21 protein-coding genes and 1 pseudogene are annotated in these 25,244 nt (G+C 70.2%); 14 read left to right on the top strand and 8 right to left on the bottom strand.

The window, feature by feature from the left end; all coding sequences use genetic code 11:
- Nucleotide 1: 1 nt before the first annotated feature.
- Together DI272_RS38295 and DI272_RS38290 are read left to right on the top strand one after the other, a co-directional pair.
- Complete coding sequence (locus DI272_RS38295) at nucleotides 2-1,018, top strand: alcohol dehydrogenase catalytic domain-containing protein (RefSeq protein ID WP_109499767.1); 1,017 nt, start codon at nucleotides 2-4, stop codon at nucleotides 1,016-1,018.
- Nucleotides 1,019-1,208: 190 nt separating this feature from the next.
- Nucleotides 1,209-1,922 carry an SDR family NAD(P)-dependent oxidoreductase gene (locus DI272_RS38290; RefSeq protein ID WP_109499766.1) on the top strand — a complete coding sequence of 238 codons (714 nt, stop codon included), beginning with the start codon at nucleotides 1,209-1,211 and terminating at the stop codon, nucleotides 1,920-1,922.
- Nucleotides 1,923-2,004: 82 nt separating this feature from the next.
- Here DI272_RS38290 and DI272_RS38285 read toward each other — a convergent pair whose 3' ends face one another.
- Nucleotides 2,005-3,036, bottom strand: a complete 1,032-nt coding sequence (locus tag DI272_RS38285) for a nitronate monooxygenase (protein ID WP_109499765.1) — start codon at nucleotides 3,034-3,036, stop codon at nucleotides 2,005-2,007.
- A 335-nt stretch (nucleotides 3,037-3,371) separates the two neighbouring features.
- Between DI272_RS38285 and DI272_RS38280 the strand changes: the two genes are divergently transcribed.
- The 3 genes from DI272_RS38280 to DI272_RS38270 all read left to right on the top strand — a co-directional run bounded on the left by DI272_RS38280 (nucleotide 3,372) and on the right by DI272_RS38270 (nucleotide 5,587).
- On the top strand, nucleotides 3,372-4,172 hold the full coding sequence (locus DI272_RS38280) for an MBL fold metallo-hydrolase (RefSeq protein ID WP_109499764.1): 801 nt from the start codon (nucleotides 3,372-3,374) through the stop codon (nucleotides 4,170-4,172).
- Between the two features lie 184 nt (nucleotides 4,173-4,356).
- Nucleotides 4,357-4,962, top strand: a complete 606-nt coding sequence (locus DI272_RS38275) for a hypothetical protein (RefSeq protein ID WP_109499763.1) — start codon at nucleotides 4,357-4,359, stop codon at nucleotides 4,960-4,962.
- A 169-nt stretch (nucleotides 4,963-5,131) separates the two neighbouring features.
- Entirely contained in the window at nucleotides 5,132-5,587 is a 456-nt protein-coding gene (locus DI272_RS38270) for a MarR family winged helix-turn-helix transcriptional regulator (protein WP_109501261.1), read from the top strand.
- On the opposite strand, the gene DI272_RS38265 is transcribed toward DI272_RS38270, so the two are convergent.
- Nucleotides 5,581-6,729, bottom strand: coding sequence for a glycosyltransferase (locus DI272_RS38265; RefSeq protein ID WP_109499762.1), 1,149 nt, complete (start codon nucleotides 6,727-6,729; stop codon nucleotides 5,581-5,583). The two genes, DI272_RS38270 and DI272_RS38265, sit on opposite strands and share 7 nt — an antisense overlap.
- 228 nt (nucleotides 6,730-6,957) lie before the next feature.
- On the bottom strand, nucleotides 6,958-7,524 hold the full coding sequence (locus DI272_RS38260; protein WP_258314798.1) for an ester cyclase: 567 nt from the start codon (nucleotides 7,522-7,524) through the stop codon (nucleotides 6,958-6,960).
- Nucleotides 7,525-7,904: 380 nt separating this feature from the next.
- Here DI272_RS38260 and DI272_RS38255 point away from each other — a divergent pair, with 380 nt between their 5' ends.
- Both DI272_RS38255 and DI272_RS38250 read left to right on the top strand, forming a co-directional pair.
- Entirely contained in the window at nucleotides 7,905-8,594 is a 690-nt protein-coding gene (locus DI272_RS38255; RefSeq protein WP_109499760.1) for a hypothetical protein, read from the top strand.
- 126 nt (nucleotides 8,595-8,720) lie between these two features.
- On the top strand, nucleotides 8,721-9,452 hold the full coding sequence (locus tag DI272_RS38250; RefSeq protein ID WP_109499759.1) for a nuclear transport factor 2 family protein: 732 nt from the start codon (nucleotides 8,721-8,723) through the stop codon (nucleotides 9,450-9,452).
- Between the two features lie 128 nt (nucleotides 9,453-9,580).
- Here the strand turns inward: DI272_RS38250 and DI272_RS38245 are convergent, their stop codons facing one another.
- Nucleotides 9,581-10,357: an SDR family oxidoreductase gene (locus DI272_RS38245; RefSeq protein ID WP_109499758.1), complete on the bottom strand. Its 777-nt coding sequence runs from the start codon at nucleotides 10,355-10,357 to the stop codon at nucleotides 9,581-9,583.
- A gap of 178 nt (nucleotides 10,358-10,535) precedes the next feature.
- On the opposite strand from DI272_RS38245, the gene DI272_RS38240 reads away from it, so the two are divergent.
- The 3 genes from DI272_RS38240 (at nucleotide 10,536) to DI272_RS38230 (ending at nucleotide 12,638) form a co-directional block, all read left to right on the top strand.
- Complete coding sequence (locus tag DI272_RS38240) at nucleotides 10,536-11,417, top strand: helix-turn-helix domain-containing protein (protein WP_109499757.1); 882 nt, start codon at nucleotides 10,536-10,538, stop codon at nucleotides 11,415-11,417.
- A 375-nt stretch (nucleotides 11,418-11,792) separates the two neighbouring features.
- The gene (locus DI272_RS46330) at nucleotides 11,793-11,984 is read left to right on the top strand and encodes a KOW motif-containing protein (protein ID WP_109499756.1); all 192 of its coding nucleotides are present in this window, start codon (nucleotides 11,793-11,795) and stop codon (nucleotides 11,982-11,984) included.
- 213 nt (nucleotides 11,985-12,197) lie between these two features.
- Nucleotides 12,198-12,638 carry a hypothetical protein gene (locus DI272_RS38230; protein ID WP_258314797.1) on the top strand — a complete coding sequence of 147 codons (441 nt, stop codon included), beginning with the start codon at nucleotides 12,198-12,200 and terminating at the stop codon, nucleotides 12,636-12,638.
- A 121-nt stretch (nucleotides 12,639-12,759) separates the two neighbouring features.
- Here the strand turns inward: DI272_RS38230 and DI272_RS45760 are convergent, their stop codons facing one another.
- Both DI272_RS45760 and DI272_RS38220 read right to left on the bottom strand, forming a co-directional pair.
- Complete coding sequence (locus DI272_RS45760; protein WP_258314796.1) at nucleotides 12,760-13,290, bottom strand: hypothetical protein; 531 nt, start codon at nucleotides 13,288-13,290, stop codon at nucleotides 12,760-12,762.
- A gap of 135 nt (nucleotides 13,291-13,425) precedes the next feature.
- Nucleotides 13,426-14,019, bottom strand: a complete 594-nt coding sequence (locus DI272_RS38220; RefSeq protein WP_109499754.1) for an SMI1/KNR4 family protein — start codon at nucleotides 14,017-14,019, stop codon at nucleotides 13,426-13,428.
- Between the two features lie 180 nt (nucleotides 14,020-14,199).
- On the opposite strand from DI272_RS38220, the pseudogene DI272_RS46325 reads away from it, so the two are divergent.
- Nucleotides 14,200-14,438 (top strand): annotated as a pseudogene (locus tag DI272_RS46325) (hypothetical protein).
- Nucleotides 14,439-14,847: 409 nt separating this feature from the next.
- On the opposite strand, the gene DI272_RS38205 reads toward DI272_RS46325, so the two are convergent.
- The gene (locus tag DI272_RS38205) at nucleotides 14,848-17,022 is read right to left on the bottom strand and encodes an MMPL family transporter (RefSeq protein WP_109499752.1); all 2,175 of its coding nucleotides are present in this window, start codon (nucleotides 17,020-17,022) and stop codon (nucleotides 14,848-14,850) included.
- 271 nt (nucleotides 17,023-17,293) lie between these two features.
- Nucleotides 17,294-19,795, bottom strand: coding sequence for an ABC transporter permease (locus DI272_RS38200; protein WP_109499751.1), 2,502 nt, complete (start codon nucleotides 19,793-19,795; stop codon nucleotides 17,294-17,296).
- A gap of 176 nt (nucleotides 19,796-19,971) precedes the next feature.
- On the opposite strand from DI272_RS38200, the gene DI272_RS38195 reads away from it, so the two are divergent.
- The 3 genes from DI272_RS38195 to DI272_RS38185 all read left to right on the top strand — a co-directional run bounded on the left by DI272_RS38195 (nucleotide 19,972) and on the right by DI272_RS38185 (nucleotide 25,217).
- Nucleotides 19,972-21,216: a sensor histidine kinase gene (locus tag DI272_RS38195; protein WP_109499750.1), complete on the top strand. Its 1,245-nt coding sequence runs from the start codon at nucleotides 19,972-19,974 to the stop codon at nucleotides 21,214-21,216.
- Complete coding sequence (locus tag DI272_RS38190; protein WP_109499749.1) at nucleotides 21,213-21,932, top strand: response regulator transcription factor; 720 nt, start codon at nucleotides 21,213-21,215, stop codon at nucleotides 21,930-21,932. Before DI272_RS38195 ends, DI272_RS38190 begins: the two co-directional genes overlap by 4 nt.
- Nucleotides 21,933-22,145: 213 nt before the next feature.
- Nucleotides 22,146-25,217: an FG-GAP-like repeat-containing protein gene (locus DI272_RS38185; protein WP_109499748.1), complete on the top strand. Its 3,072-nt coding sequence runs from the start codon at nucleotides 22,146-22,148 to the stop codon at nucleotides 25,215-25,217.
- Nucleotides 25,218-25,244 lie beyond the last annotated feature (27 nt).

The following is a 25,244-nucleotide window of genomic DNA, read 5'->3' as shown; positions in this document are numbered from 1 at the left end:
CATGTCCACTTATCAGGCATTCGAAGCCACCGGCACGCGCAACCTGCGCCTGGTGGAGCGCGAGCTGACCGAGCCGGCACCGGGGCAGGTGCGCCTGCGCGTCGAGGCATGCGGTGTCTGCCACACCGACGTGCTGGCCGTGGAGGGACTGCGCGCGGACCCGTCCCAGCCCATCGTTCCGGGCCACGAGATCGTCGGTGTCATCGACGCGGTCGGAGCGGGCGTCACCGCCTGGCAGCCCGGCGACCGGGTCGGCGTCGGTTTCCTGAACGGCCACTGCGGCCAGTGCGAGCCGTGCCGTCGCGGCGACTTCGTCAACTGCACCGACCAGGCACACACGGGAACCTCGACCGACGGCGGATACGCGGAGGTGGCCTACGCTCGCGCCAGCGGCCTGGTCCGAGTCCCTGACGGCATCTCGGCGATCGACGCCGCTCCGCTGCTGTGCGCCGGCCTGACGACCTTCAAGGCGCTCCAGCAGGGCCCGACCCGGGCCGGCGCACTGGTCGCCGTGCAGGGCATCGGCGGCCTGGGCCACCTGGCCCTCCAGTACGCGCGCAGCCTCGGTTACCGCGTCGCGGCCGTGGCGCGGGGCACGGAGAAGGAGGAGTACGCGCGGAAGCTGGGCGCCCACGAGTACATCGACAGCAGCAGCACCGACCCCGGCGCCGCGCTGAGCGCCCTGGGCGGGGCGGCCATCATCGTCGCCACCGCTTCCAGCGGTTCCTCCATGAACCCGCTGGTCCGCGGCCTCGCTCCGAACGGCAGGCTCGTGGTGGTCGGTGCCGCGCCCGACCCCTTGACGGTCGCCACCCCGGACCTGATCTTCGGCACGCGCGCGATCGTCGGCAGCCTGACCGGTTCGTCCATCGAGAACGAGGACAACCTCGCCTTCAGCATCGCCCAGGGCATTCGTCCCAGCGTGGAGGTCATGCCCTTCACCCGGGCCCCGGAGGCGTACGCCCGCATGCTCTCCGGCGAGGCCCGCTTCCGCGTCGTGCTCGACACCGCGGCCTGAGGCCGACGGGGCGGGAGGGCGGCAAGCGTGTCGTGCGCTGCCGCCCTCCCGCTTGTCAGGCCACGACGGAGCTCAGGTGTGTGAAGCCGACCACTCGATACGCCACTGCTGGAATATTGTCGACCGGTCATCTACTTTGGACCTCAGCAGGCGTGAAGGACGAACTCGAATGCCACTTGGAGAGAACATCATGAGCACCCCCGCGAAGAAGGTCGCCATCGTCACCGGCGCGTCCCAGGGCATCGGCGCTGCCGTGGTCGACGGCTACCGCAAGCTGGGCTACGCGGTCGTCGCCACCTCTCGCACCATCGCCCCCTCGGACGACCCCGACGTCATCACCGTCCAGGGCGACATCGCCGACCCCGCCACCGCCGAGCGCGTGGCGAGCGCCGCGATCGAGAACTTCGGTCGTATCGACACCCTGATCAACAACGCCGGCATCTTCGTGGCCAAGCCCTTCCACGAGTACACGCGGGAGGACTACGACGCGGTGACGGGCGTGAACCTGTCCGGGTTCTTCCGCATCACCCAGCTCGCGGTCGAGCGCATGCTGGAGCAGGGCGGTGGACACATCGTCCAGATCACCACCAGCCTTGTCGAGAAGGCGAGTTCGGACCTGCCCTCCGTGCTGGCCTCGCTGACGAAGGGCGGCCTGCAGGCCGCGACCAAGAGCCTCGCCATCGAGTACGCCACCCGCGGCATCCGCAGCAACGCGGTCGCACCGGGTGTCATCAAGACGCCGATGCACCCCGAGGAGACCCACGAGGCCCTGGGTACCCTCCACCCGGTCGGCCGCATGGGCGAGATGAGCGACGTCGTCGACGCCGTTCTCTACCTCGAGAAGGCGCCGTTCGTCACCGGTGTGACCCTGCACGTCGACGGTGGCCAGAGCGCCGGCAACTGACATCGCACACACATGTGGGTGGCGCGCCGCGGATCGCGGCGCGCCACCCACATGTGTGTGCGCCCCGCGCACCTGCCGGGCCTCAGAGATCCGCGCTGATCCGCTGCAACGTCCGGGCGACCGGTTCCTCCTTCGCCTGGCGGTACCCCGTGCCGGCCCAGAGATGGACCAGCCGCGCGTCGCCCGCCGAGGCGGCCGCCTTGCGCAGCTCGGCAGTCAGGTGGTGTACGGCCGGATACCCCGCGGGAGCCACGGGATCGTAGCGGTCCGCGAAGTGGTTGCGCAGCGCGCGGGCGGGGCGGCCGGTGAAGGCGCGCGTCAGGGTGGTGCTGTCGAAGGCCGGGTCCACCAGCGCCTGCTTGTGGACGGCGGACGCTCCGCTCTCGTCGGTGCGCAGCAGCAGGGTGCCGATCATCGTGGCGTCGGCCCCCGCGCGCAGTGCCGCCGCCGCGTCGGCGGAGGTGGCGATGCCGCCGGCCGCGATGAGTGGCAGCGCGGTGGTGTGCCGCACGCTGGAGACCAGGTCGGGCAGTGCGGCCGGGCTCAGCGGGAGGTGCGGGGTGAGTGTGCCCGAATGGCCGCCGGCGGAGGACGCCTGCACGATCAGGCCGTCGACGCCCGCCTCCTCCGCCAGGCGTGCCTCCTCGGCCGACGTGACGGTCTGCAGCACGGTGGTCCCCGACCTGCGCAGCGCCTGGACGGCCGCGCTGTCAGGGATGCCGAAGGTGAACGACACCCACGGCACGTCCGCTGCCGTTACCAGGTCGAGTTTCTCCGCCAGGCCGTCGTCGTCCTCCACCGGTGCTTCGTGGTTGAGCTTCAGTCCGTAGCGGTCCGCCTCGGCCTGCAACAGGCCCGCGTAACGTCGGTACTCCTCCACCGAGATGGTCACCGGATCGCCCGCGAACAGGTTGACCCCGAAGGGGAGGTCTGCCGCCTGGAGGGTTCGGATCTGGTCGGCCAGCGCGTCCGCGGTCTTGTACCCGCCCGCGAGAAACCCGAGGCTGCCCGCACGGCCTGCGGCCGTGACGAGTCCGGTCGTGCCGGCGCCACCGGCCATTGGTGCGGCCAGTACCGGGAGTTCGACTCCGCTGTCGGACAGCAGACGGCTCATGGTGGGCTCCTCACTTCGCTCCGGCAGGCAGCGAGCGCGCGCAGGTCCGGCCCCGGTCGGCGAAGGCGGCGCGGTCGGCGCCGACGCGCCTGTGTGCGTCCTCCTCCGGGGCCATACGTATGAAGCCAGCCTAGAAGGCGAGCGAGACAATTGCCGACTAGGCTGGCTCCATGTACAGCGGGCATCGACACACCGAGGGACGCTGACGGAAATGAGGGGGGCGGGCCACCTCATTGCCTGGCCGGCACGGATGTTGAGCCGAGGATGTCCCGCACACGCCACCACAGGACCGGTGTGCGGATCCGGACCAGGAAAGCAGATGGGTGAGGGTGACGATGACGAGCTCGGAGCTGTTCCGCCAGGAGTGCGCGGTCACCGTACTGGGCGGCCCGACGGCCGTGATCGACATGGGCGGCCTGCGGTTCGTCAGCGATCCGACGTTCGACGAGCCCGGCCCGAGCGGGTATCTGACCAAGACGGCCGGGCCTGCTGCCGAGGAAGGCGCGCTGGGCACCGTCGACGTGGTGCTGGTCAGCCATGACCAGCACCCGGACAACCTCGACGTGCGCGGCCGGGCGTTCGCCGAGGCCGCGCCTCTGGTCCTCACCACGCCCGTCTCCGCGGCGCGGCTCGGCGAGCGGGCCGTCGGCCTGTCCCCGTGGAGCAGCCACCTCGTACCGCGCCCGGACGGCGCCGGCGATCTCACCGTCCTCGCGGTCCCGGCGGTACACGGACCGGAGGACGGGGAGCGCGACGCCGACGGCTACGTCAACTGCCAGGTCACCGGGTTCGTGTTGTCCGGGCAGGGATTGCCCACCGTCTACATCAGCGGAGACAACGCCTCCATCCGCACGGTGGCGGAGGTGTCCCGCCGGGCGCCGGACATCAGCGCCGCGGTGCTGCACGCAGGTGCGGCGCGCGTGCCGGCGAAGTTCGACGGGCGCCCGCTGTCCATGGACGGCCGCCGTACCGCGGCGGCGGCAGCGGTGCTGGGCGCGGACGTCGTCGTGCCTGCGCATTACGACGGCTGGACCCACTTCTCCGAGGGGCTCGACGACATCCGGACGGCCTTCCGCGAAGCGGGACTGTCGTCACTCCTGCACACTCCCCCGCACGGCTCGTGGGTCGCCTTGTGACCGTGACCCGGTCAGCGGGGCACAGGCACGCGGCTCTGTCGTCGCCCGTCGCGCTGCGCACACCCGCATGTCCTGGCACCGGCCCCCGGCCACGTTTCCCTCTCCGTGTCTCCAGGGCCGGTGGGGGCTCCGTACAGGTCTGGGTAGCATGCGCAGCACCATGGATGAGAGGGAGTGAACGGTTGTGACCAGCCAGTCAGCCGCCACGCTCCGATCGCGGTACGTCGAGCAGGCCGCGTCGGACCTTGAGGAGAACCGCCGACGGCAACGGGAACTGACCGACAGGATGAGGCTGTTGCAGCAGGAAGAGACCCTGCTGGTGGAGATCTTGGCCCTCGCCGAACGGTACGAAGGCATGTCGGATGCGTCGCCGCTGCCCGACCAGGGCCAAGATGAACCCGTGCTCGGCAGGACGCAGGTCAGGGAAGCTGCCCAGGTCGCGTCCACGCGGAAACCGCGCCGGGTGGCGGCCGGGGTCGCCATGCGGCGCAAGGCGATGAGCTCGGCGGGGTCCGGCGCGAGCAGGCAGTCGCGGCACCCGCTGCTGGGGGACGTCCTGGTCGACCTGTTGCGCGGTCACGAAGAACCGCGCCTGGCGAAGGAGTTGCGCGACGAGCTGCTGGAGAAACACCCGGACCGCGCTCCGACACCCCAGGTGGTGCGCAACACGCTTGAGTCACTGGTGGCCAAGCGGCGCGTCCAGCGGCACCGCCAGCAGCGTTCGGTGATGTACACACTCGTCGAGTCCGAGGGGACTGCCGCCGCTGAAGCGACGGCGGACGTCCACTGACCGGCGGGCCGGTCCACGCGGGCTCTCGAATTCCGTACATTTTTAGTTTATCAAGCAAGTACTAGGGTGACTGGCCGCATATTCCGTCGATTCATCGCTCTCCGCGCATCCTGACTTTCATCGATGCGCAGGGCAGCGAAGCCGATTTCCCGCCATTTACACTGTGCTCATGGCAGACCCGACCATCAAGCCCCTCGACCACGACGAGGAGGCGTTCCTGCGGGCTCTCGGCAGAGTAATGACACTCCTGCCCCGAGTCGTCGACGCGGACATGCTCGAAGAGCATCCGATTACCAGCACCGAGTACACGGTTCTGGTGCACCTGTCCGAGGTGCCGCACAACCAGATGCGGATGAGTGAGCTTGCCAATATGTGCGGGCTGTCGCTGAGTGGCATGACAAGGGTCGTGAACCGACTGGAGTCGCAGTCCCTGGTGATCCGGCAGAAGGCACCGGACGACGGAAGGGCGTGGCTGGCCGTCCTCACCGATGCGGGATGGGCCCAGCTGAAACAGGCGTGGCCCACCAACCTCGCGAGCGTACGACGTCACATCTTCTCCCGCCTGGAGGGCTGCGACATCGCGGCGGCGGCGCAAGTGCTGGAGCGCATAGCGCCCAACTACTGACACCTGCTGAAGGCGGACGCCCACGCCACCAGTTCCCGGGCCACCTGGGTGGCGTCCGGCATGGCGTCGATGTCGGCCCGGAGCCGGGATGCGCCCTGGCTGAACCGCGAGTCCGACAGCAGCGAACCGACGGCCGTCGCGACCCTGGTCGGGTCAGCGCTCCCGGCCGGCAGCGCGATACCCGCTCCCGCCGCCGCGAGCCGTGCCGCCCATTCCTCTTGGCCGGGGGACTGCGCAACGACGACGGCCGGGACACCGCGCGCGGCAGCCGCGAGGGTGGTCTCCCGGTCGCCGGAGTGCACCACCGCGCGAACGCCCTCCCAATCGCCCGCAGGAAAGCGGGAGCACCATCGGACCTGGCCCGGACCCGCTCCGAGATCCTTCGCCCGCTCCCCCGCCACCACCATCACGTCGACATCCAGTGCGCTCAACGCGCGGAGCACCTGGCTGAGCGTCAGCGACGCCCCTGCTGCCGCGTCGAGGCCGACGAGCACGCCGGGTCTGCCGTCGTGGGCGGGACGGGACGTCGCCGCGCCCTGCACGTCCACCAGTGGTTCCGCCCTCGGCGCGAGGCGGTCGGCGGACGGCCGCCCGCCCTCGCGCTGCAAACCCGGCGGACACAGATCCAGCAGCCGATCCCCGGCGGGCACCCGGGCGGGGGGCTGGAGGCCGCGCGCGACATAGCGCGAGCGGACCGCAGCGGCGAGGGCGCCGAGTTCTTCCGCCTCCGGCACAAGGCCCGCGACGACCACCACGGACGGCACCCGGAGAGCGGTCGCGACCAGAGGACCCACGAAGTCGCGGTCCTCACAGACGATCAGATCGGGCGCCCAGCGCTGCGCACGCTCCAGCGCCTCGTCGGCCATGAGGTCGACTCGTGCGCCGGCGAAGAGTTCCGCCGTGAGGTCCTTGTCCGAGCTGAACAGGATGTCGGAGCCGAGCCGACGGGCGACTTCGGCGGTCAGTTGATGCGCGTCCGGGCCCGAGGGGAGCACCTCGAAGCCCTCCGGCTCCAGCCAGCAGGCCGCCTCGGCGGCGGTCGAGAAGGCGACCGCGTGGCCGTGTCGGCGTAGCGCACGCGCCAGCGGCACCATGGGCATGAGGCGTTGGCGTACGGGAGTGCTGAAGAAGAGGATGCGCACAGCGGGGCTTTCTGACTTGACGTCGCGACAGGCTGCACTGGCCTACGGCCGGTCTGCGAGGACGTGACGACCTGCCGCCGACGACATACCCATGCCGGCAGCATCACCGAGAAACTATCCCCATTTAATTGATTAGTCAAGTATATGTGTGCGATGCCCCCTGCATGTGCGCGTTACGCGACCGCCGCCGCCCTGCATGCGACAGCGGTCACCCTGCTGAAGCCGAACTCATGCGGCCGGCGTGTTCACCGCAGCCCCGGCCGCCTGGGCAGCCCGGGCCGTGACCTCCGCGGCAGCCCGGGAGGCGCGTCCGGTGGTCTTCCAGGCGAGCATGCGCATTCCCGCCGCCGGCGTGGGGGGAAAGACGCCCAGCTGCCCCAGCATCGTGATGTCATCACGCACCGCCTCGTGCCGGACCACCTTGCCGTCCCGCAGATCGAGCACGTGTATCTGCTCGAAGTCGATCTCCCGGCCGGTGGGGGGCACCACCTGGTCGACGGCGCCGTCCTTGAACAGGACGAAGGCGCCGGTGTGCCGGCCCTGCATCCGCAGCCGCACCCACACCTGGTCGTCGTTGCGGGCGGTCTCCAGGAAGGGCAGCCGCAGCCCTTCGAACGCGAACCGCATCCACGCACTCGACGCCAGCACGCCGGCCGGCCCGGCGACGCGGCACGCCGGAGGCGCCACGGCCGCTTCGCGGTTGCGGAACTCTTCGTGGACCACCTGAGCGGCCAGCGCGGGATCACCTGTCTCAAGGACTGTGAAGAGCGAGGTGGCCAGGTCCGTGGCAGTCATTCCCATGGTGTAGAGGCTCCATCCGGGTTTTCGGCATATGTCAGCGGGACTGTCCTCCGCGGCACGCGCACCGGCGGGACGGCCGCCTCACCGGAGCAACCGTGGCCGAACGTGTTTTCTCCGCCGACCGAGTCGCTTGACTGCTCAAGTTTACCTGGCCGGGGCGGAACCCGCCGACCAGCGCCGCCCGCTGGGAGCCACGAGAGATGCCCCGCGCGCACCATTCACTTGACATATTTGACATATCAATTACCTGTCCATTTTACTGTGGAATGCACTGGGCGGAACTCATGGAACGTCTCGGGGCGTTGACCAGGGGACAGCTCAAGCGAACGGGCGTGGGCGCGGACGCACAAGCGGGGCGGGGGGTCCTGGATCCGATGGGCCGGGGGTCGGATTCACGGCAGTCGCGGAGGCGGCGTGCGCTTGCCGAACTGCGGGAACAGGGGCGCTACGGCCCCGAACTGCGCGAGGTGCTGCCCGCGTTCGCCGTCGTCGGATCGGCGGTGGCCGGGCTGACCCTCATCCTGGTGTGGCTCCACCACGTGATGGGCTTCGTCGGCCAGGCCCTGAGCCTGGGCCTGCTCGTCGCAGTCACCGTCATAGGGGTGCGCTGGCGCCGCGCGGCGGTCCGCCGACGCGCGGGCATCTACACCCGGGCCGAACTCGCACTGCTCGACGACCACGGCCTGCTGGCCGCCGCTGAACGGATACTGCGGCGCGACGGCTGGCACGTCGTCTCCCTCCCGGCCCGGCGGCGGCCTCGCCTCTACGCTCGCGACGGCAGCGGCCGCATGCTCGAGGTGTCCTTCTGCCCGGCCGAGGAGGCGACGAGCGGGAGCTTCCCGGCTGTCCGCGCCCCTCTGGAAAGGGCGGAGCACACCGCAACCGACGGGCTGATCCGGATCTTGGTCAGCCGGGCCCGGTTCAGCCGCGCGGACGTACGGTGGGCCGCCGACCAGAGCGGTGTCCGCCTTCTCGACGGCCGCCGGCTCCAGCGCTGGGCGGACGGTACCCCCCTGGACGACCTGGGTCTCCGCGGCCGGCGGGGAACCGATCGCCGCCTCTGACTCATCACCCCCGGGCCGAGGTGAGCACCACCACAGATATAAACACATACTTGACCAGTCAACAAGGTAGGCGTCACGATACAAGTGGCGGCACAGCCGTCCCGGCGCGATAACAGGAAGCCAATCATGACCACACCACTCGCTCGCTATTTCGAGATCGTCGACTCGGCAGTCAGTGACCACTCCGTCCTCGACAGCCTTCGCGACCTCTTCGCGGAGGAATTCGTGCTGCTGCACTGCGGCGAATTCGTCCAGGGCCGGGAAAGGGCCATCGCCTTCCACCAGCGGAAGGCCGCCAAGCGCAAGGAGATCAAGCACTCCCTGACCGTTTCCGCGCAGACCGACGAGTCCGTCACCGCACAGTGGAGCGAGGCGGGACTGGACCTCCAGGGCGACGAGTTCTCCGCGAACGGCGAAGTCACGGCCGTCCTGGACGGAGTGGGGCGGATCTCCCTCCTCAGCCTGACCCTGACCGGTTCCTCGGAGCGCGCCAGGCTCATCACCGCCAAGCACCTCCAGGTCTGGACGGTCAGGGACCCGATCGAGCGTGCCAAGGCGATCGAGGAGACCTACGCCGAGAACATCACGTTCATGGAGCCCGAGCCCGACAACATCTACGTCGGCCGCGCCGCCCTCAACGACTACATCGGCGTCGTGCAGCAGCAGGCCCCGCCCGTCAGCATCGAGGTCGAGAGCTACTACAAGAACCGGGAGTTCGTGCACTTCCGGTGGGACGCGGTCTTTCCCCCCGAGAAGACCGCGGTGGGATGGGAGGTCATCGAAACGACCGGTGACCTGATCGAGAAGATCGTCATCTTCAGCCCGGACCACGAGGTGGTCACCGAAAAGCTCCAGTAGCCGAGATCATCCCGGACGGCCCGCCGCAGTTGCGGCGGGCCGTCCGGGATGAGGTTCCGTCGGAAATGGTGTCCTGATCCGGGCCGGCACCACCGGCCTGGATCAGGACGGTGGTGCCGGGTGTGTGATCAGCTGGCCTCGCCGGTAGGCATGATCGTGACCTGCTGAAGGTTGACGCGTGCCGGCTGGGAGGCGAGGAACCCGACGGTGTGGGCGATGTCCTCCGCCGTCAGCCACTCCATCGTCTCCTTGGAGCCCTCCAGCCACTCCCGGGCCCCGGCGTCGGTGACGTGACCCTGCAGCTCCGTCCCGACGATGCCCGGCTCGATCGCCGACACTCGCACCTTCTTCGGGCCCAGCTCCATCCTCAGGTGCCGGGACAGGTGCGTCACGTACGCCTTGCTCGCCGCGTAGACGGCGAAGTTCGGGAAGAGGTTCTGCGCGGCGATCGAGGAGGTGTTGATCAGGTCGCCGACGCCGCGTTCGGCGGCCGCCTGGACCAGCTGGGGAACGAAGGCGCCGATGGCGTTCATCAGACCCGTGATGTTCAGGTCGATCTGGTGCTGCCACTGCCCCGTGGCCAGCTCCTCGATCGGGGCGGGGAGCATGACACCTGCGTTGTTGAAGAGCAGGTCCGCGCCGCCCAGGTCGCTCTGCACCCGGTCGGCGGCGGTGCGCAGGGCCTGGACGTCGGTCACGTCGGCGGCGATCGCCAGTGCGGTGCCGCCGTTCTTCTCGATGCGGGAGACCAACTCGGCGAGTCGGTCTTCGCGCCGGGCAAGCACGGCGACCTTCGCTCCCAGCGACGCCAGGTGTTCAGCGGTCGCTTCGCCGATACCGCTGGAAGCACCGGTGACGACAGCGACACGTCCGGCAAGGGGAGCGACAGAGGTTTGCGAGGTCATGGAGGAGGTACCTTCCGTGAAACATTCGAAGGGGGGCGGCCTGCTCGTCCGGGCCGCTCATCCAGCAGAACACCTCAGGACACATGTGTGGGGGCGCCTGCCATACCCTGCTGAGACTGGTACCGACAGGGCTACCCAGAACGGTAAACGCCGCCCGGCGAAGGCGCACACTTGACGCATGGACAGCCGCAGCGAGCTCGCAGACTTCTTGCGCACCCGACGCAACCGCCTGACCCCGGACCAGGCAGGGTTGCCCGAGGACGGTCGGGCACGCCGGGTACCGGGACTGCGTCGCGACGAGGTCGCCCGGCTCGCCGGGGTGAGCACCGAGTACTACACACGGCTCGAACAGGGCCGAGCCAGCAACCCCTCACCGGAAGTCCTCGACGCGGTGAGCCAGGCCCTGCACCTGGACGCGTCCGAGACGGAACACCTGCGGGATCTGCTGACCCGGCCCAACGCCGCCACTCGCCGCACTCCCACCGGGCCGCAGCGGGTCCGTCCGGGTCTGCACCTGATGCTGCAGACACTCCAGCATGTGCCGGCATACGTCCTCGGTCGGCGAACCGACGTCCTGGCCTCCAACCGACTGGCCCGGGCCGTCCTCACCGACTTCGACGCGCTGCCCGTACCGGCTCGCAACCTGGCGCGCTACTACCTGCTGGACCCCTCCGCCCGGGAGACCGTCGGCGACTGGGAGCGCGCCGCTGCCGAAACGGTGGGGATTCTCCGCCTGGAGGCCGGACGCCGGCCCCACGACCGGCAACTCGCCGACCTGGTGGGCGAACTCATGTTGCGGTCGCCGGAGTTCACCACCTGGTGGAGCGACCACCGGGTGCTGCGGTGCACCCACGGCGCAAAGCTCCACCATCACCCCGTCGTCGGTGACCTGGACTTCGTCTTCGAGTCCTTCCCGGTTCCCGGCGACGTGGACCAGACCCTGTACGTCTACAACGTGGAACCAGGCTCACCGACCGAAGAGGCGCTGCGCCTGCTCGAGTCCTGGACCGCGCCGGCCCTTGGCGGGGAATCGGTCCGCTCCGCGCCACCCGCGGTCTGACGCGCCGAACGTCCGCGCTCACAAACATGCAGGAGGGCGAGCCTCCTCGACGGCCTTGGTGCAGGCCATGGTCATGCCTCCCGGTACGGCTCCGACTCCTGGCTTCGCGTCAGGCCTGATCGCCGGTGAGGGAGTACATGCCAGATCTTGAACCGAACCTAGGGCAGAAAAATTGCGTTGATCTGGACTGTGTTCGCCATCTGGGACACATTGATGTCGCTCGTCATGGACTGATGGGTTCGGTGCGTGGCTGCCGTGATGTCCGTTGGGGGGCTGCGGAGGAACAGTGACACGGGATAGCGAGCCCGCTGACGGATCACCATGCACTCGTGGGCAGCGATCGTGGAATCTGGTTGTCACCAGTAAGGGGGGTGGGTGGACGTGACGGAAGAGGCACAGGTTCAGACAGGTGATGTTGTGCGGGTCACCGATGGGCCATTCGCAGGCTTCAGGGGCCCTGTTCGAGCCGTCGACTTCGGTCGTGGACGCGTGCAGTTGGCCGTCGACATCCTGGGTGACCCTAGCACTGTCGACGTGCCCCTGTCGGATGTCGTGAGGACCGACTGACCTCGGCGTTGTCGCGTCAGCCAACCTCACGATGCGGCGGTCCCCCGCGACTGCCGACAACGCGGCATCACGGCATCACGACAACGGTCCACATGTGCAACCTTGTCCTGGCAGGGTGATCACACGCACATGACCTGCACGGTCACAGCCTTCTGTCACACGCATTGGATTGAGAGAGTGTTCGAACGAGTGAGTGCTGAGGAGTTCGCGGCCTTGGAGGCGCTCTCCTGGAAGGTCCGCAACGAGCTGGCGGCCGCGGGGCTGCCCGTGCTTGCGCCGGGCATCAACTCGGTGCTGGCCGGTGGCGCCGAGGTGGAGGTCGATGACGGGGCCGACGCGGCGGGCGGAGTGTTCGTGGGCTGGCAGGCGAGCCCTCGCCTGCAGGCCTGCGCGAGCCGTGCGTTCGGGCTGAAGCAACTGGATGAGCCGGTCCTGCGGCACTCCAGTGCGGTCCGGGCAGCAATGCTGCAGGCGATGGCCGCGGTGCTGTCCTCGGCGGGCTTCAGTGTCGAGGACGCACGTGACGAATACCGGCCGCAGGAGTTGCGGGTCCTTGCTGGACCGCCGTCCGATCAGCCGCCGTTCTGGTCGCTGCGCGACGACGAGCTGACCTTGCCTGGCTGGCAGGACGCTCCTGCCGGGGGTACCGACTGAGACCAGCGCCCAGCGCCGATCACGGGTGGACGATCACGATGCGCAAGCGCCAGATGTTCCCCCGCGTCGGCTTCGGACTCCCTCGCACGCGCGTCCTGCTCACTCCTGGGAAGGCTGCTGCTCAGGACTCGTCATCGACCAGCCCGAACCCGTCCGGGAACTCTTCCAGGAACTCGCGGCGAGCCGAGTCGGTCTCGGCGGCTGCCATCTCCCCCACCAGCTCGATCAGTTCCTGCCGCTGGTCATCGGTCAGCGTACTGAATGCGTGCGCGACCCCCTCCATCACCTTGACCGCGTCGTCCTCATCCATCTGCTCGTCCTCGCTGCCTTCTATGAACCACAGGACATCGACCAAAGCCTCGCCCAAGGCGCGCGTCAGGGACGGATACGAAGAGGTCATGATGGTCTCCCAGCAGATCACCGACAAAGTCTGGTCATCCCACCACAGACCACTGACAGAGCATGGGCTGAACAGCTCGGTTTCCGGCTCCGGCGCGTCGAAGAACTCGCCGACTGCTGTGCGCAGCCGACTCTGATCGGCTGCTACGCGGAGGTGGGAGGGGACGGTGATGGTGGTGGTGTGCCCGGCATCGTCGGGTTGCAGTGTGTCGAGGGCGGGTCGACCGTCGCTGCGGGTGGAGGGCTGCCGCATCTCAAGTGCACGGAGTACAGGCCCTGGTCCGCCAGGGCGTCGAACGCACGTGTCCTGGCTATCGGGGTTCCGCCGCCCGCATCGACGGCACAGGAAACGGGCATTTCTTCGCCGTCGCAGGCATGGCGGTGACAGTCATCTGCTGCCACCGCCTGGTTGCTGGACCCAGGTGATCTCCGGTCGGACTGGCGGCAGCGCCCAGGGCTCCAGGACACCGCTCACCAGATCGGCCAGGAACTGAACCGCCCCACCGGCGTAGTGCCACCATGCGCCATTGCGCGAGGCGACGGTGACCATCCATTCCTGCGGTCCGTCGGGGCTGGTGGTCCACAAGAAGTAGTCCCCCTGGTTGGAGGTGGCCCAGGGAAGCAGGCCGCCCGCCGCGGGGTACGGATGCATGGGAATGGCCAAGTCAGCGTCCTCGCACCACTCAGCGACGATCTCCAAGTCCTCAGTGTCCTCGGCCCAGGTGACTTCGGCGCCCGGTGCCGGGCCGCTGACGAGTATGAAGTCACTGAGCACGAACGCCGGGTAGAGCTCACAGAGGAGTTTGTAGTCGGCGGGCAGAGCCGTACCCAGCACGCCCTCCAGCCGTGGCCAGTCGATACTCGCCGGTGTCGGCAGACGATGGGGCTCAAGACCGGGCAGCGCCCGTTCGAGTTCCGCAACCGACTCAGCGGGGTCGGTCAGGCGGCAGCCCGGGGCCTGTGTGCCTACGAGATCGTCCACGCGAGCAGACTGCCACAGCGCCGCTCCTGCCATCACGCCCCTGGGCAACCGCCAAAGGGGACTAGGGCCTGCTCTTTGTGCGCGCCGCGATCGAGGCCGCAAAACGGCAGGAGGGCGTGAGCTTGCAGGAGTACATCCTGTCCGCCGCCTACGACCGGGCCACCGCGGTGGAGAAGCACTGTGACACAGCAACACGAACCGCTTCACCCTGTTGGTGTGAGCTATCTGCTGCATGCTGCCGAGTTGCTGCCCGGTGACCCGCAGGTGGACGACTACGGCCCTTTGTACGCGGTGTCGCCCGGATCAATGCCAGGACTCTAAAGCGCGATGAGGCGGTCGCCCTGGTGCGGGGCGCGGCTTCCGGTGCGATGGTAATTGGCCTGGTGGGTCGGCGGTTGCGTGCCTGGAACGTGGCCTGACCTGCTGGTGTTTTCGGGGTTGCGGCTCGGTGCCCGGTGTTCGGAATCCGCTCTGAGGGCGCAGGTCGGCGGAGACGGGGAGGGGGAGGAGGAGGGGTAGGGAGGCGTCTTGGTCGTCTCGGTGTGTTCCGTGGTGCGGGGGTCCGGCATGGTGCGGGCGGGGCCCGCAGAGGGGCCCCGCTGTTGGTCGGGTGGGAGAGGCCGAGGGTCAGGAGCGGCCGAGCAGGCGCTTCCAAAGACCTCCGGTGGACGGGGTCTTCGGGTCGCAGGTGCAGCGCTGGGACTTGGGGACTCCGGCGAGCACTTGTTCCACGTGCATGCCGCAGCCTCGGTAGGTGATTCCTTGGCAGGTGCGGCAGACGGCTCGTTGGCACATGGGTGTTCTCCTTCTGTTGTCGTTGTCGGTTTTTCAGCTGTGGTTGAAGTGGATGTCGGGCAGGACGCGCTTGAGCCAGCCCGGGGTGTGCCAGGCGGCTGTGCCGGTGAGGCGGAGCAGGACCGGCAGCAGGACGAGGCGGACGAGGGCGGCGTCGAGCAGGACGGCGATGCCCAGGACGATGCCCATCTCCTTGGGGGGCAGGGGGCCGGAGAGGGCGAAGGTGAAGAAGACGGCGACCATGACGGCCGCGGCGGCGAAGATGACGCGGCCGGAGTGGCCGAGTGCGGCGACCGCGGCGGTGCGGGGGTTGCCGGTCTTCTCGTAGTGCTCCTTGGCAGTGGAGAGGAGGAAGACCGTGTAGTCCATGGCGATCGCGAAGATCATGGCGAAGAAGAACACGGGCGCCCAGCCGTCCAGGAAGCCCTGGGGGGTGAAGCCGAGCAGGCCGGCTCCGTGACCGTCCTGGAAGATCAGCCGGGCGGTGCCGAAGGCCGCGGCCGTGGCGAGCAGGTTGGTCACCGTGCCGATCAGTGCCACCAGGGGTGCCTGCAGGGCGATGAGCAGCAGCAGGAAGCCGAGTGCGAGGACCACGCCCATGACGAGGGGTGTCTTGGCGTCGAGGGTGGTTTGCAGGTCCAGGTTCTCCACGGCGGCGCCGCCCACGAGCGCTTCATCGGGAAGGTCGTGACGCAGTCGGTCGACGGTCTGCGCCAGTGCGGGGTCGGACGGGTCGACGGCGGGGACGGCCTGGATGAGGGACAACCCGCTGTCGTCCGCGGCCGGTTGGGCGGGCAGCACGCCGGCGATGCCCTGGTTCGCGGCGAGTTCCTTCGCCGTCGCGGGGGCCGTGGCGGTGGGGGTGATGATCTGCAGGGTGCCCGGTGCTCCGTCGCCGAACGCCTGCTGCACGGCCTCGTAGCCGACGCGTGAGGAATCGTCCTTGGGGACGACGGTGATGGACGGCATCGCGGTGCGCAGTCCGATGACCGGGGCGGCGAGTGCCACCAGGACGAGCAGTGCGGGAACGCCGTATCGGTAGGGGTGGCGCCACAGGCGTTCGCCCCAGGCGGTGAAGCGTGGCGAGGAGCCGTCATCGGTGGGGGTGGCGCGGGCGAAGGGCAGGGCGGCCGCGTCGATCCGGGTGCCGAGTCGGCCGAGTACCGCGGGCAGCAGGGTCAGTGTCGCGGCCAGCACGAAGACGACGGCGAGCATGATGCCGAGCGCCATGGACCGGAACGCGGGGGCGGGCACCAGCATCACGGCCGACAGGCTGACCAGGACGGTGAGTCCGGACAGGGCGACCGCCTTGCCCGCGGTGTCCATGGTCTCGGCGACGGCGCGGACCGGGTTGCCGTGCCGGGCCAGCGCGGCGCGGAAGCGGACGACGAGGAAGAGGGCGTAGTCGATGCCGAGCGCGAGGGCGAACATCATGGCGAAGTTCATCGCCCAGATCGACGTCGGTGTGAGGTGGTTGAGCAGCACGAGCGCGCCCGCGGACGCGGCGAGGCCGGCGATGGTCAGCAGCAGCGGCAGTCCGGCCGCGACCAGGGATCCGAAGGCCAGCACGAGGATGGCCATCGTCACCGGCCAGGACACCATCTCGGACTTCATCATGGAGTCGTGGTTGGCGGTGTTGAAGTCGCTCCACATCACCGACGCCCCGGTGGCGTGGACCGCGACGCCGTCGCCCGACAGTGCGGCGAGGGGCTTTTTCAGGTCGTCGGCGGCTCTGACCATGTCGTTGGTGTCGGCGCCGGCTCCGGCCAGGAGGACGGCTGTCCTGCCGTCACGGCTGATGGTCGCGCCGGGCTGCGGCTGGACGACGGTCGCGATGCGCGCGTCGGCCTCGAGCAGGGCGGTCGCCTCGGCGATCACCTTCTTCATCGCGGGGTCGGAGACCTGCTTCTCGGACTTCTCGGAGGTGACGACGACCTGGAGCGCGGAGGAGGCGTTGCCCCCGAAGTGCTGCTGCGCGAGTTCGCGTACCTGCACGGATTCCGAGCCGTTGGCCTGCCAGCCGGCTCCCGCCAGCGCCGAGGTCACCTGGGGCGCGAATGCCCCGAGACCGGCCACCAGGACCAGCCACAGCACGAGCACCAGGCGCAGGTGAGTGGTGGCCCAGACGCCGAGGCGCCCCAGTGGGCCGGGCGGCGCCGGCTCGGCGGAGGCGTCCGCCGTCTCCCGTGTGAACTGGGCAGTGGTCATGCTCATCTCCCTTTCAGATACCCCGGGGGGTAAATCTCGGCCCCAGAGTACTCGATACCCCTAGGGGTATCGCAAAGGTCATGAGCAACACCACGTACACGCCACGTACAGCGGTCGCGCCCGGGCCGCATCGAGCGTCTGCGGGAGGCCGGGAGCTACGGCCGGCGCGCCACGCGACGCCGGCCGGAAGCGGCGGAGGCGGTCCGTGTGTCCGCGTCCTGGTGCAGCGTCTGGCGGAGCGCTCCAGCAGGCCGTTCCTCGACGCCCCGGCTCAACCCGTCTCACCGCCGACCGCCTGCGGTACCGGCACCGCCGCCGCACGCGCCCCCGGGCCGAGTGCCGCGAGCACCCCCACGACGGCCGCGCCGGCGAACAGGATCAGCAGGGCCGTCCAGGGCACCTCCAGTACCGCCCCGTGCTGGCCGACCACCGCCGCCGCCCCCGCCGCCCCGCCCGCGAGGATGCCGAGAGCGGCGCCCAGCGCCGACACCACGACGGACTCCACGCGCAGCATGGAACGCACCCCCGACCGGTCGAGGCCGACCGCGCGCAGCAGGCCGAATTCCCGCCTGCGCTCGAAGACCGCCATGCCCATGGTGTTGGCCACGCCCAGCGCCGCGACCGTGACCGTGATGCTCAGCATCGCGTACAGGACGGACTGCAACTGGCCAAAACCCTGCTCGGCGTCCCTTCCCGCGTCCGCCCGGTCCTCGACGACCAGCAGCGGATCGTGCAGGGTCCGGCGGATCTCCTCCTTCACGGCCGCCGTCCGGCCCGGCTCGGCCCGGATCAGCACCGAGGTGATGTCGCCCTTTCCGGCGACCGCGCTCTCGGGCAGCAGGGCCGGACCCAGGGCGTCGGGGCCGTCGTACACCGCGACGATCTTCAGCCGTAGGCCCTTTCCGACCGGGTCGCCCGCGTCCGACAACCGTCGGCCGGTGATCCGGTCGCCCAGCCGCCAGCCGTGTTCCGCAGCGAGGGAACGGGTGACCGCGATGCCCTGGGAGAGGTCGTCCAGGCGGCCTGTCCGGACGCTGAGGGGCGCGAGGTGGCCCTGGCTCACCGCTTTCGGGTCCACGACGGCGCTCCACACCACCGAGCCGTCGCCCAGCCGGATTCCGGCCTCGCGCACCGAGCTGACCGCTGCGACGTCCGGCAGGTGGGACACCCGCGCCGCGGTGTGGGCGCCGATCTGCGCGTAGTCGACCGCGGTGATCCGCAGGTCCGTCGGCATGTCGGCCCTCGCCTCGCGTCCGGCGGTGGTACTCAGCGAGGCCAGTGCCACGGTGACCGCGCTCACGAGGGCCAGACACACCGTGAGCGCCCCGGCCGTCGCGGCGGTGCGCCGCGGATTGCGGCGGGTGTTGGCCAGGGCGAGGGTTCCTCGCACCCCGAACAGACGGCCGGCCGGCCGGCGCAGGGCCCGGGTCGCCCCGTTCGCCAGTTGCGGGGTGAGCAGGATCAGTCCGGCCAGCAGCACGGGTGTGGCCAGACACAGCACGCCGAGATCCCCGCCCGCGGCCGTCATCAGCAGCGCACCGCCCGCGGTCACCGCGACTCCGTAGCGGTTGCGGCGCCGCAGGGAGAGCGCCGCGACCGGCGTGTCGGTGCGCAGCGCCGCGACCGGTGCGACGGCGGAGGCCCGCAGGGCGGGGACGAACGCGGCGGCGGCCGTGAAGCCCACGCCCACGCACAGGGCCACCAGCAGCACGGGCGGTGACAGGACGTCCGGTGCGGCCGTGGTGACGGGGCCGCCGACGGCCCCGAACAGGCGGGTGAGCAGCGCGGCCACGCCGATGCCGAGCCCGTATCCGGCGACGGCTGCCACGGTGCCGACGACGGCCGCTTCGGTGAGCACGATGCCCAGCACCCGGCGCCGGCTCGCGCCCACCGCGCGCATCAGTGCGTGTTCACGGGCGCGTACGGCGCTGAGCATGGTGAAGGTGTTGCTCACCAGGAATGCGGAGACGAACAGCGCGATCCCGGCGAACAGCAGCAGCAGCGTGCCGAGTTTCTCCCGGTCGGGTGCTGCGGCGGCCTCCGCGTCCAGCTGGGCGCGGGTGACGGCTTGCAGGCCGTGCGGCAGCTCTCGCGTCACCCGCTCGGCGAGCGCGGCGGAGGAGATGCCGGGGGCGGCGGTCAGGGTCAGTGACGTGTACCGGCCGGGTGCCGGAGCGAACAGGGCCCGTGCCGTGGCCGCGTCGAACGCGGTGAGCGTGCCGCCGGCGGCAGTCGCGGGGTCGTGGACCGTGAACACCCCGGTCAGCCTCACCTGGTGGACCTCGCCGGCGGCGACGAGCCGCACCCGGTCGCCGACCCGGTACCCGGCCTTCCGTGCCGACCACTGGTCGACGGCGGCCTCCCCGGGCCTGTCGGGTGCGTGTCCCTCGGTGATCGGGTAGCGCGGGTCGACACCGTGGGTGTCGGGTACGAAGTTGACTCCGGCGTCGGCCGACGGCGTGCCCACCAGGCTGTCGTCGCGCGCCACCAGGAAGGCGCGCCCGCGCAGGGTGCCCCGCGCAGCTTCGACGCCGGGCAGTGAGGTGAGCCGCCGCAGCAATGCCTCGCCGGGGGGTGTACCCCCTGCGATCGGGCGTACCTCCACCGACACGTCGGGGCGCGAGGCCCGCTGCACCTGGGCAGCGCCCCGGGCCAGCGACTGGGTGTACAGCAGCGAGCCGCTGACGCAGGCCACGCCGATCAGCACGGCCAGGGCGGGCAGGGCGAACCTGTGGCGGTCGCGGAGCACGGAGCGTAGGACGGAACGGAACATGAGACCTTCCAGCACGACGGACAGGCCGGGCAGGCCGAGCAGGGACGCTTCCGATCCTGGTCGGGGCAGCGGGCCGGGCGGATCAACCGAACGACCGACCGTCCGGCCGCGCACCGCGCCCTCTCGGCCGAACGGTTGAGGCGCGGCGGGGTGCTGGCCACGTAGCCTCCGCAGACATGACCCAGTTCTTCGACATCCCGGCGGGGGGCCGGCGGATCGCGGCCGTGTGCGGGGCGGTGCTGTTGCTGGCCGCGGTGGGCACCGAGGGCGCGGACACCGGTTCCGCGCCGGCCACCGTCGCCTGGATCCTGTCCGGGGCCATGCTGCTGGCCGCGCTCGCCGTGCGCCGGGACCGGTTCGCCTTGGTGGCCGCCGCCGGGATCGCCGCTTCCTGCCTGGTCACCGGCTTCAGCATCTGGACGGACGCGCGTGCCGAGGCGACGTTCGGTCTCGTCGAATCGGCAGCCCTGCTCCTGGTCACCGTCCGCGCCACGCGCCGGTGCCGGCCGGTGGGGGCAGCCGCCCTGACCGGTGCGGCGCTGGTGGCGCTGACCGTGATCCCGCTGCGGCTGCCGGCGTCGGAGTACACACCGCTGGTGCCGTTCGTGGTCCCGTTCTTCTGGCTGGCGACCGCTCTGGCGGCGGCGCTGGGCCTGTACCTCCGGCTCCTCGACCGGTACCGGGCCCAGCAGCACGCGGTGGGACTGCAGGCACAACGCCTGGACTACGCACGCGAGTTGCACGACTTCGTCGGCCACCACGTGACCGCGATCATCGCCCAGACCAAAGCCGTGCGCTACGCGACCGCGGCCGGCGTGCCGCCGTCGCCCGAGGAACTCGACGGCATGCTGGCGGCCGTCGAGGAGGCCGGCGCGCAGGCCATGCAGTCGATGCGGAGCATGGTCGCCGTCCTGCGCACTCCCCTGGACGGTTCGGATGGCCCAGCCGGCGCACCCGGCACCTCCCTCACCGAACTGCGCACCCTCACCGACCAGTTCGCGGCCACCGGCCCGGCCACGACCCTCACCCTCGACCCCCGCCTGGCCACCGGCACACTGCCGCCCGGCGTCGCCACCACCGTGCACCACATCGTCCGCGAGTCACTGACGAACATCCGCAAACACGCCCGCGGCGCGAAGACGGTCACCGTCGACGTACGCCTGGACGGCGACACCGCCCACCCGGCCGTGCTGGCGTCGGTCACGGACGACGGCCCGGACGCCGGCCCGAGCGAGGCGGCACCGGCACCGCGCACCGGCTACGGCCTGACCGGTCTGGCGGAGCGCGCCGCGCTGGTCGGCGGCACCTTCCAGGCAGGTGCCGTGGCGGGCGGCGGCTGGACGGTCGAGGCACGTATCCCGCTGCCCGGGCCGCTCCCCCCGCTCGGGGACGACACGGAAACTGCCACCCTGGGCGCATGACGATCAGCATCCTCATCGCCGACGACCAGCAGATGATCCGGACGGCCTACGGCATGATCCTGGGCGCACAGCCCGACATGAAGATCGTCGCCTCGGTGGCCGACGGGGCCACGGCCGTGCGGGAGGCCCGGCGGCTGCGCCCCGATGTGTGCCTGCTCGACATCCGGATGCCGGGCCTGGACGGCCTGGAGGCGACCCGCCTGCTGGCCGGCCCGGAGGCCTCCGACCCCTTGAAGGTGATCATCGCCACCACCTTCGACCTGGACGAATACGTGTACCGGGCGCTGCGCAACGGTGCCTGCGGCTTCCTCCTCAAGGACGGCTCCCCCACTCTGCTCGTCGAGGCCGTCCGGGCCGTGGCCGCGGACAACGCCATGATCTCCCCGGCGGTCACCGTCCGCCTGTTGCAGCACATGGCGGATGCGGCCACCCACCGCACCACCCGGCAGGAACGCGCGACCGGACCGCGCACGGCGACAGCGCTGCCCGAACCTCCCCTGACGCCGCGCGAGCTCGATGTCGTACGGCTCCTCGCACGGGGCCGCACCAACGAGGAACTGGCCGCCGAACTCCACGTCACCCTCTCCACCGTCAAAACACACCTCGGCAACGTGCAACGCAAACTCGCCGCCCGCAACCGGGTCGAGATCGCCGCCTGGGCCTGGGAGAACGGCATCTGCACCACCCGGGACACACCCGGCAGGATGTCAGGCTGACCAAGAGATCTCGGTCGGACACTCCGGGGCAAGCCAGGGCCGAAAGCGTTTTCCGGACTACTCCTGATGTGCCTGTGCCTGCTGCTATGGTCGTGGCGCTGTGCGTGGGGGGCAGCTCGGGGGCTGGACATTTTCACAGCATCGTCGACGTGCGTCTGATGGGTCGCCGCCGTTCCGTCACGCCTTTTCTGTCGAGAGGCCCAGGAGGCGACGATGGCCCGTCGTATCAGCGTCCGTACCACCGCCCAAGGCATCGCCGCGTTGACGGTTCTCGCCGTCATCGGTGGTCCCGGACCATCTGCGGTCGCCGCCGGTGCGGACGACCGCGCCGCGGGCACTGCCCCGGCGACGGAGAAGGTCTTCCAGGCGGACCGCTACCTACCGCGCGGGGACCGCATTCACAGCGCCGGCCCCGGCGGCTACCTGCATGTGCGAGAAGGCCGTACCGGCTATCTGTGGACGTCGTACGACACCGGTACGACAACGGAGTTGGGCGAGCTGGCCCGGCTGGAACTGCCCGGGTACCTGGGGTCCTCGTCCGATGTCGTGACCGAGGTGGTCTCGGCCACCCAGAAGGTGGTCCTCCGGGACCTGTCCGCAGGTACCGCCACGGACGTCGCCCTCACCCACGGCACGTACCGGGCCACCTTCGGCACCCATGTGCTGACGCAGGCTCAGGACGCCGACGGCTACCGTGTGTTGTGGCTCTACGGCGACGGCGCTCCAGCCGATGGCACCCTCGTCGACGGATGGCCGGCCGGGCTCACGTCCGGCTTCAGTGTGCTGGGCGGCGACAGCAGAACCGCCGTCATCGGCTACCGGCTGGGAACCGGCGAGCGGCGTCTGGCGCTCGTGGACCTCGCCACCGCGAAAGTCACCGGCGAGGTGACCGTTCCCGCCGCACCGACCGGGGTCGCGCTGAGCGCCGACCGGCTGGTGTGGTGGTCCGACCTCAAGACGGCGCACGTCTTGGACCGCGCCGACCTCTCCGCCGCCGAGACGACCGTGCCGCTGCCCGGCACGGAGGGCACCCCGTCGGTGGGCATCGCCGGGCGGTGGCTGGTGGTGGCCCGTTCCGTCCCGGCGGACCCGGGCGACTGGGTCGACAAGTCCGGCGAGCGGCTGATGGCCGTCCCGTTCACCGGCGGCGACCCGATCACCCTGCTCCGGCACGCGAACACGTCCCTCGTCACCGCGCCGGACGGCAGCCTGCTGGCCGTCGGCGGCGCCGACGCCGGGCACTGGGCGGCCCGCCGGGTCGCCGACACGGGGGCCGGCACCCCGACGCTGACGGAGCTGACCGCAGTACCGCCCGTGGCCGCGAAGATCGAACGGCTGTCGCTGCAGAACGGCACCCTGGCCACGGACGAGGCCGACAGCAGCTTCATGGGCGCCTACTACACCCGCCGGATCGCCGTCGACGGAACACCGGGCGCGCCGACCTGGCAGACCTGGAACAACCGCGGAGCGGGCCCCTACACCACCGGCGACGGAAAGGTGGTGACGTTCACCGCCGACCCCGACCCCCATGGCTCCATCGTCCAGTCCCTCGACAACGAGTCGGGCTTCTTCGTGCCCTCGGCCGCCGGCATCGTCCTCGACATCACCGGCCGCTACGCGATCGTCAACGGCTCCTCCCCCACCCAGCAGTACATCGGCGACCTCGGCGTCTACTCCGATCTGCAGCCCATCGTGACCCGCTCCGTCACGGCCGCCTCCGTCTGGGGCACCAAGCTGTGGACGCCGGGCTCCGGCAACGGCGTCGTCACCGCCAAGGACCTCAAGACCGGCAAGACGACCGACAACGTCAGCACCGGCGCCCCGTGCGCCCCCAAGGAGCTGCAAACGGTGGGCCGTTGGATCTACTGGTCCTGCGGGCCGACCGCGGCGGCGGGCGTGTACGACCGTACGGCGAAGAAGAGCGTCGCCGTGCCGTCCGGCGAGGCCCTGCTCGGCGACGGTTTCGTCGTGCGGCACGACACCTCGGCCAGCGCGCTGCTGCTGACCGCCTTCGCCGACGGCACCGCGACCACCCGCAAGATAGGCGACCTCGCGGCGGGCACGGCCCGCCTGCGCGGGGTGACGTGGACCGTGGACAAGTTCGGCGGACCGGTGGCCTACGTCGACGCGGATCGGCGCATCCACCTCGTACCCAGCGGGGTCGCCACCCAGAGCCTTGCCACCATCGAGTCACAGGCGACCGACAACACGTCGGAGAGCAGTTCGGCGAGCAGCCCGTGGTGGCAGTGGCGCGGGCTGCTCTCCAAGCCCGCCGCCTCCTGGACAGCCACGCTCACCAGCCAGACCACCGGCGCCGTGGTCCGTACGCTGTCCGGCGGCGCGGTGCAGGGCAACCTGAGCGCACGGTGGGACATGCGCGACAGCAAGGGCGCGCTCGTCCCCAACGGCACGTACGCCTTCACGCTGACGGCTGTGCCCGCCGACGGTTCGGGGCCCGCGCTGACGGTGTCCCGGACGGTGCAGGTGTCCGTCGGAGCCGCCGTACGCCACGACTTCACCAACAGCGGCACCTGGGCGCCCGACGGGATCGGCGACGCCGTGACCCTCAGCTCCTCCGGCGTCATCAGCTACCGGCCCGGCAATGGGACGGGAGCACTCGGCAAGCCCATGTCCGCCTCGGGCTGGCCCTCCTCCGTAACTCTGGTCCCCTTCGGCGACCTGAACGGCGACCGCCGCAACGACGTCCTCGTCCGGTTCAGCAGCGGCGAGCTGCGCGTGTACCGGACGATGCGCGGCCAGGCGTTCATCACCGGTACCCCGCACACCTCGCTCGGCAAGGGCTGGAAGCAGTACGACCTGCTGACCTCGCCGGGTGACGTGTCCGGCGACGGCCGCCCGGACCTGATCGCCCGCAACTCGTCGACGGGAGCGGTCTATCTCTACAAGGGCACCAGTACCGGCAAGCTCTCCGCCCGCGTGAAGCTCTACGACAACTGGAAGACGTACAAGAAGATCGTGGGCGTCGGCGACCTCAACGGCGACGGCATCGGTGACCTGATCGCCCAGGACAAGTCCAACAACCTGTACCGGTACACCGGAACGGGCCAGGGCAGCTTCAAGGCGCGCGTGAAGCTGTTCACGGCCTGGGGCGGCTCCTACAACGCGGTCGTCGGCGTCGGGGACATCACCGGCGACGGCAAGGCCGACATCATCTCCCGCGACACCTCCGGGAACGTGTGGCGCAACAACGGGAACGGCAAGGGGTCGTTCGGCTCCCGCGCGAAGATCGCAAGCGGTTGGCAGGCGTACAAAGGGGTGTTCTGAGCTCCGCCGCGGCACTCACACACCTGG

Origin of the sequence: Streptomyces sp. Act143 (assembly GCF_003143935.1) — a bacterium.
In the GTDB taxonomy this organism is placed as follows: Bacteria; Actinomycetota; Actinomycetes; order Streptomycetales; family Streptomycetaceae; genus Streptomyces.
This window is presented reverse-complemented; position numbering and strand designations above follow the sequence as displayed.

Coding starts and splice junctions, on each gene's coding strand:
- DI272_RS38295 (WP_109499767.1), top strand. CDS start 2: ATGTCCACTTATCAGGCATTCGAAGCCACCGGCACGCGCAACCTGCGC.
- DI272_RS38290 (WP_109499766.1), top strand. CDS start 1,209: ATGAGCACCCCCGCGAAGAAGGTCGCCATCGTCACCGGCGCGTCCCAG.
- DI272_RS38285 (WP_109499765.1), bottom strand. CDS start 3,036: ATGAGCCGTCTGCTGTCCGACAGCGGAGTCGAACTCCCGGTACTGGCC.
- DI272_RS38280 (WP_109499764.1), top strand. CDS start 3,372: ATGACGAGCTCGGAGCTGTTCCGCCAGGAGTGCGCGGTCACCGTACTG.
- DI272_RS38270 (WP_109501261.1), top strand. CDS start 5,132: ATGGCAGACCCGACCATCAAGCCCCTCGACCACGACGAGGAGGCGTTC.
- DI272_RS38260 (WP_258314798.1), bottom strand. CDS start 7,524: ATGACTGCCACGGACCTGGCCACCTCGCTCTTCACAGTCCTTGAGACA.
- DI272_RS38255 (WP_109499760.1), top strand. CDS start 7,905: ATGGGCCGGGGGTCGGATTCACGGCAGTCGCGGAGGCGGCGTGCGCTT.
- DI272_RS38250 (WP_109499759.1), top strand. CDS start 8,721: ATGACCACACCACTCGCTCGCTATTTCGAGATCGTCGACTCGGCAGTC.
- DI272_RS38245 (WP_109499758.1), bottom strand. CDS start 10,357: ATGACCTCGCAAACCTCTGTCGCTCCCCTTGCCGGACGTGTCGCTGTC.
- DI272_RS38240 (WP_109499757.1), top strand. CDS start 10,536: ATGGACAGCCGCAGCGAGCTCGCAGACTTCTTGCGCACCCGACGCAAC.
- DI272_RS45760 (WP_258314796.1), bottom strand. CDS start 13,290: ATGCGGCAGCCCTCCACCCGCAGCGACGGTCGACCCGCCCTCGACACA.
- DI272_RS38205 (WP_109499752.1), bottom strand. CDS start 17,022: ATGACCACTGCCCAGTTCACACGGGAGACGGCGGACGCCTCCGCCGAG.
- DI272_RS38200 (WP_109499751.1), bottom strand. CDS start 19,795: ATGTTCCGTTCCGTCCTACGCTCCGTGCTCCGCGACCGCCACAGGTTC.
- DI272_RS38195 (WP_109499750.1), top strand. CDS start 19,972: ATGACCCAGTTCTTCGACATCCCGGCGGGGGGCCGGCGGATCGCGGCC.
- DI272_RS38190 (WP_109499749.1), top strand. CDS start 21,213: ATGACGATCAGCATCCTCATCGCCGACGACCAGCAGATGATCCGGACG.
- DI272_RS38185 (WP_109499748.1), top strand. CDS start 22,146: ATGGCCCGTCGTATCAGCGTCCGTACCACCGCCCAAGGCATCGCCGCG.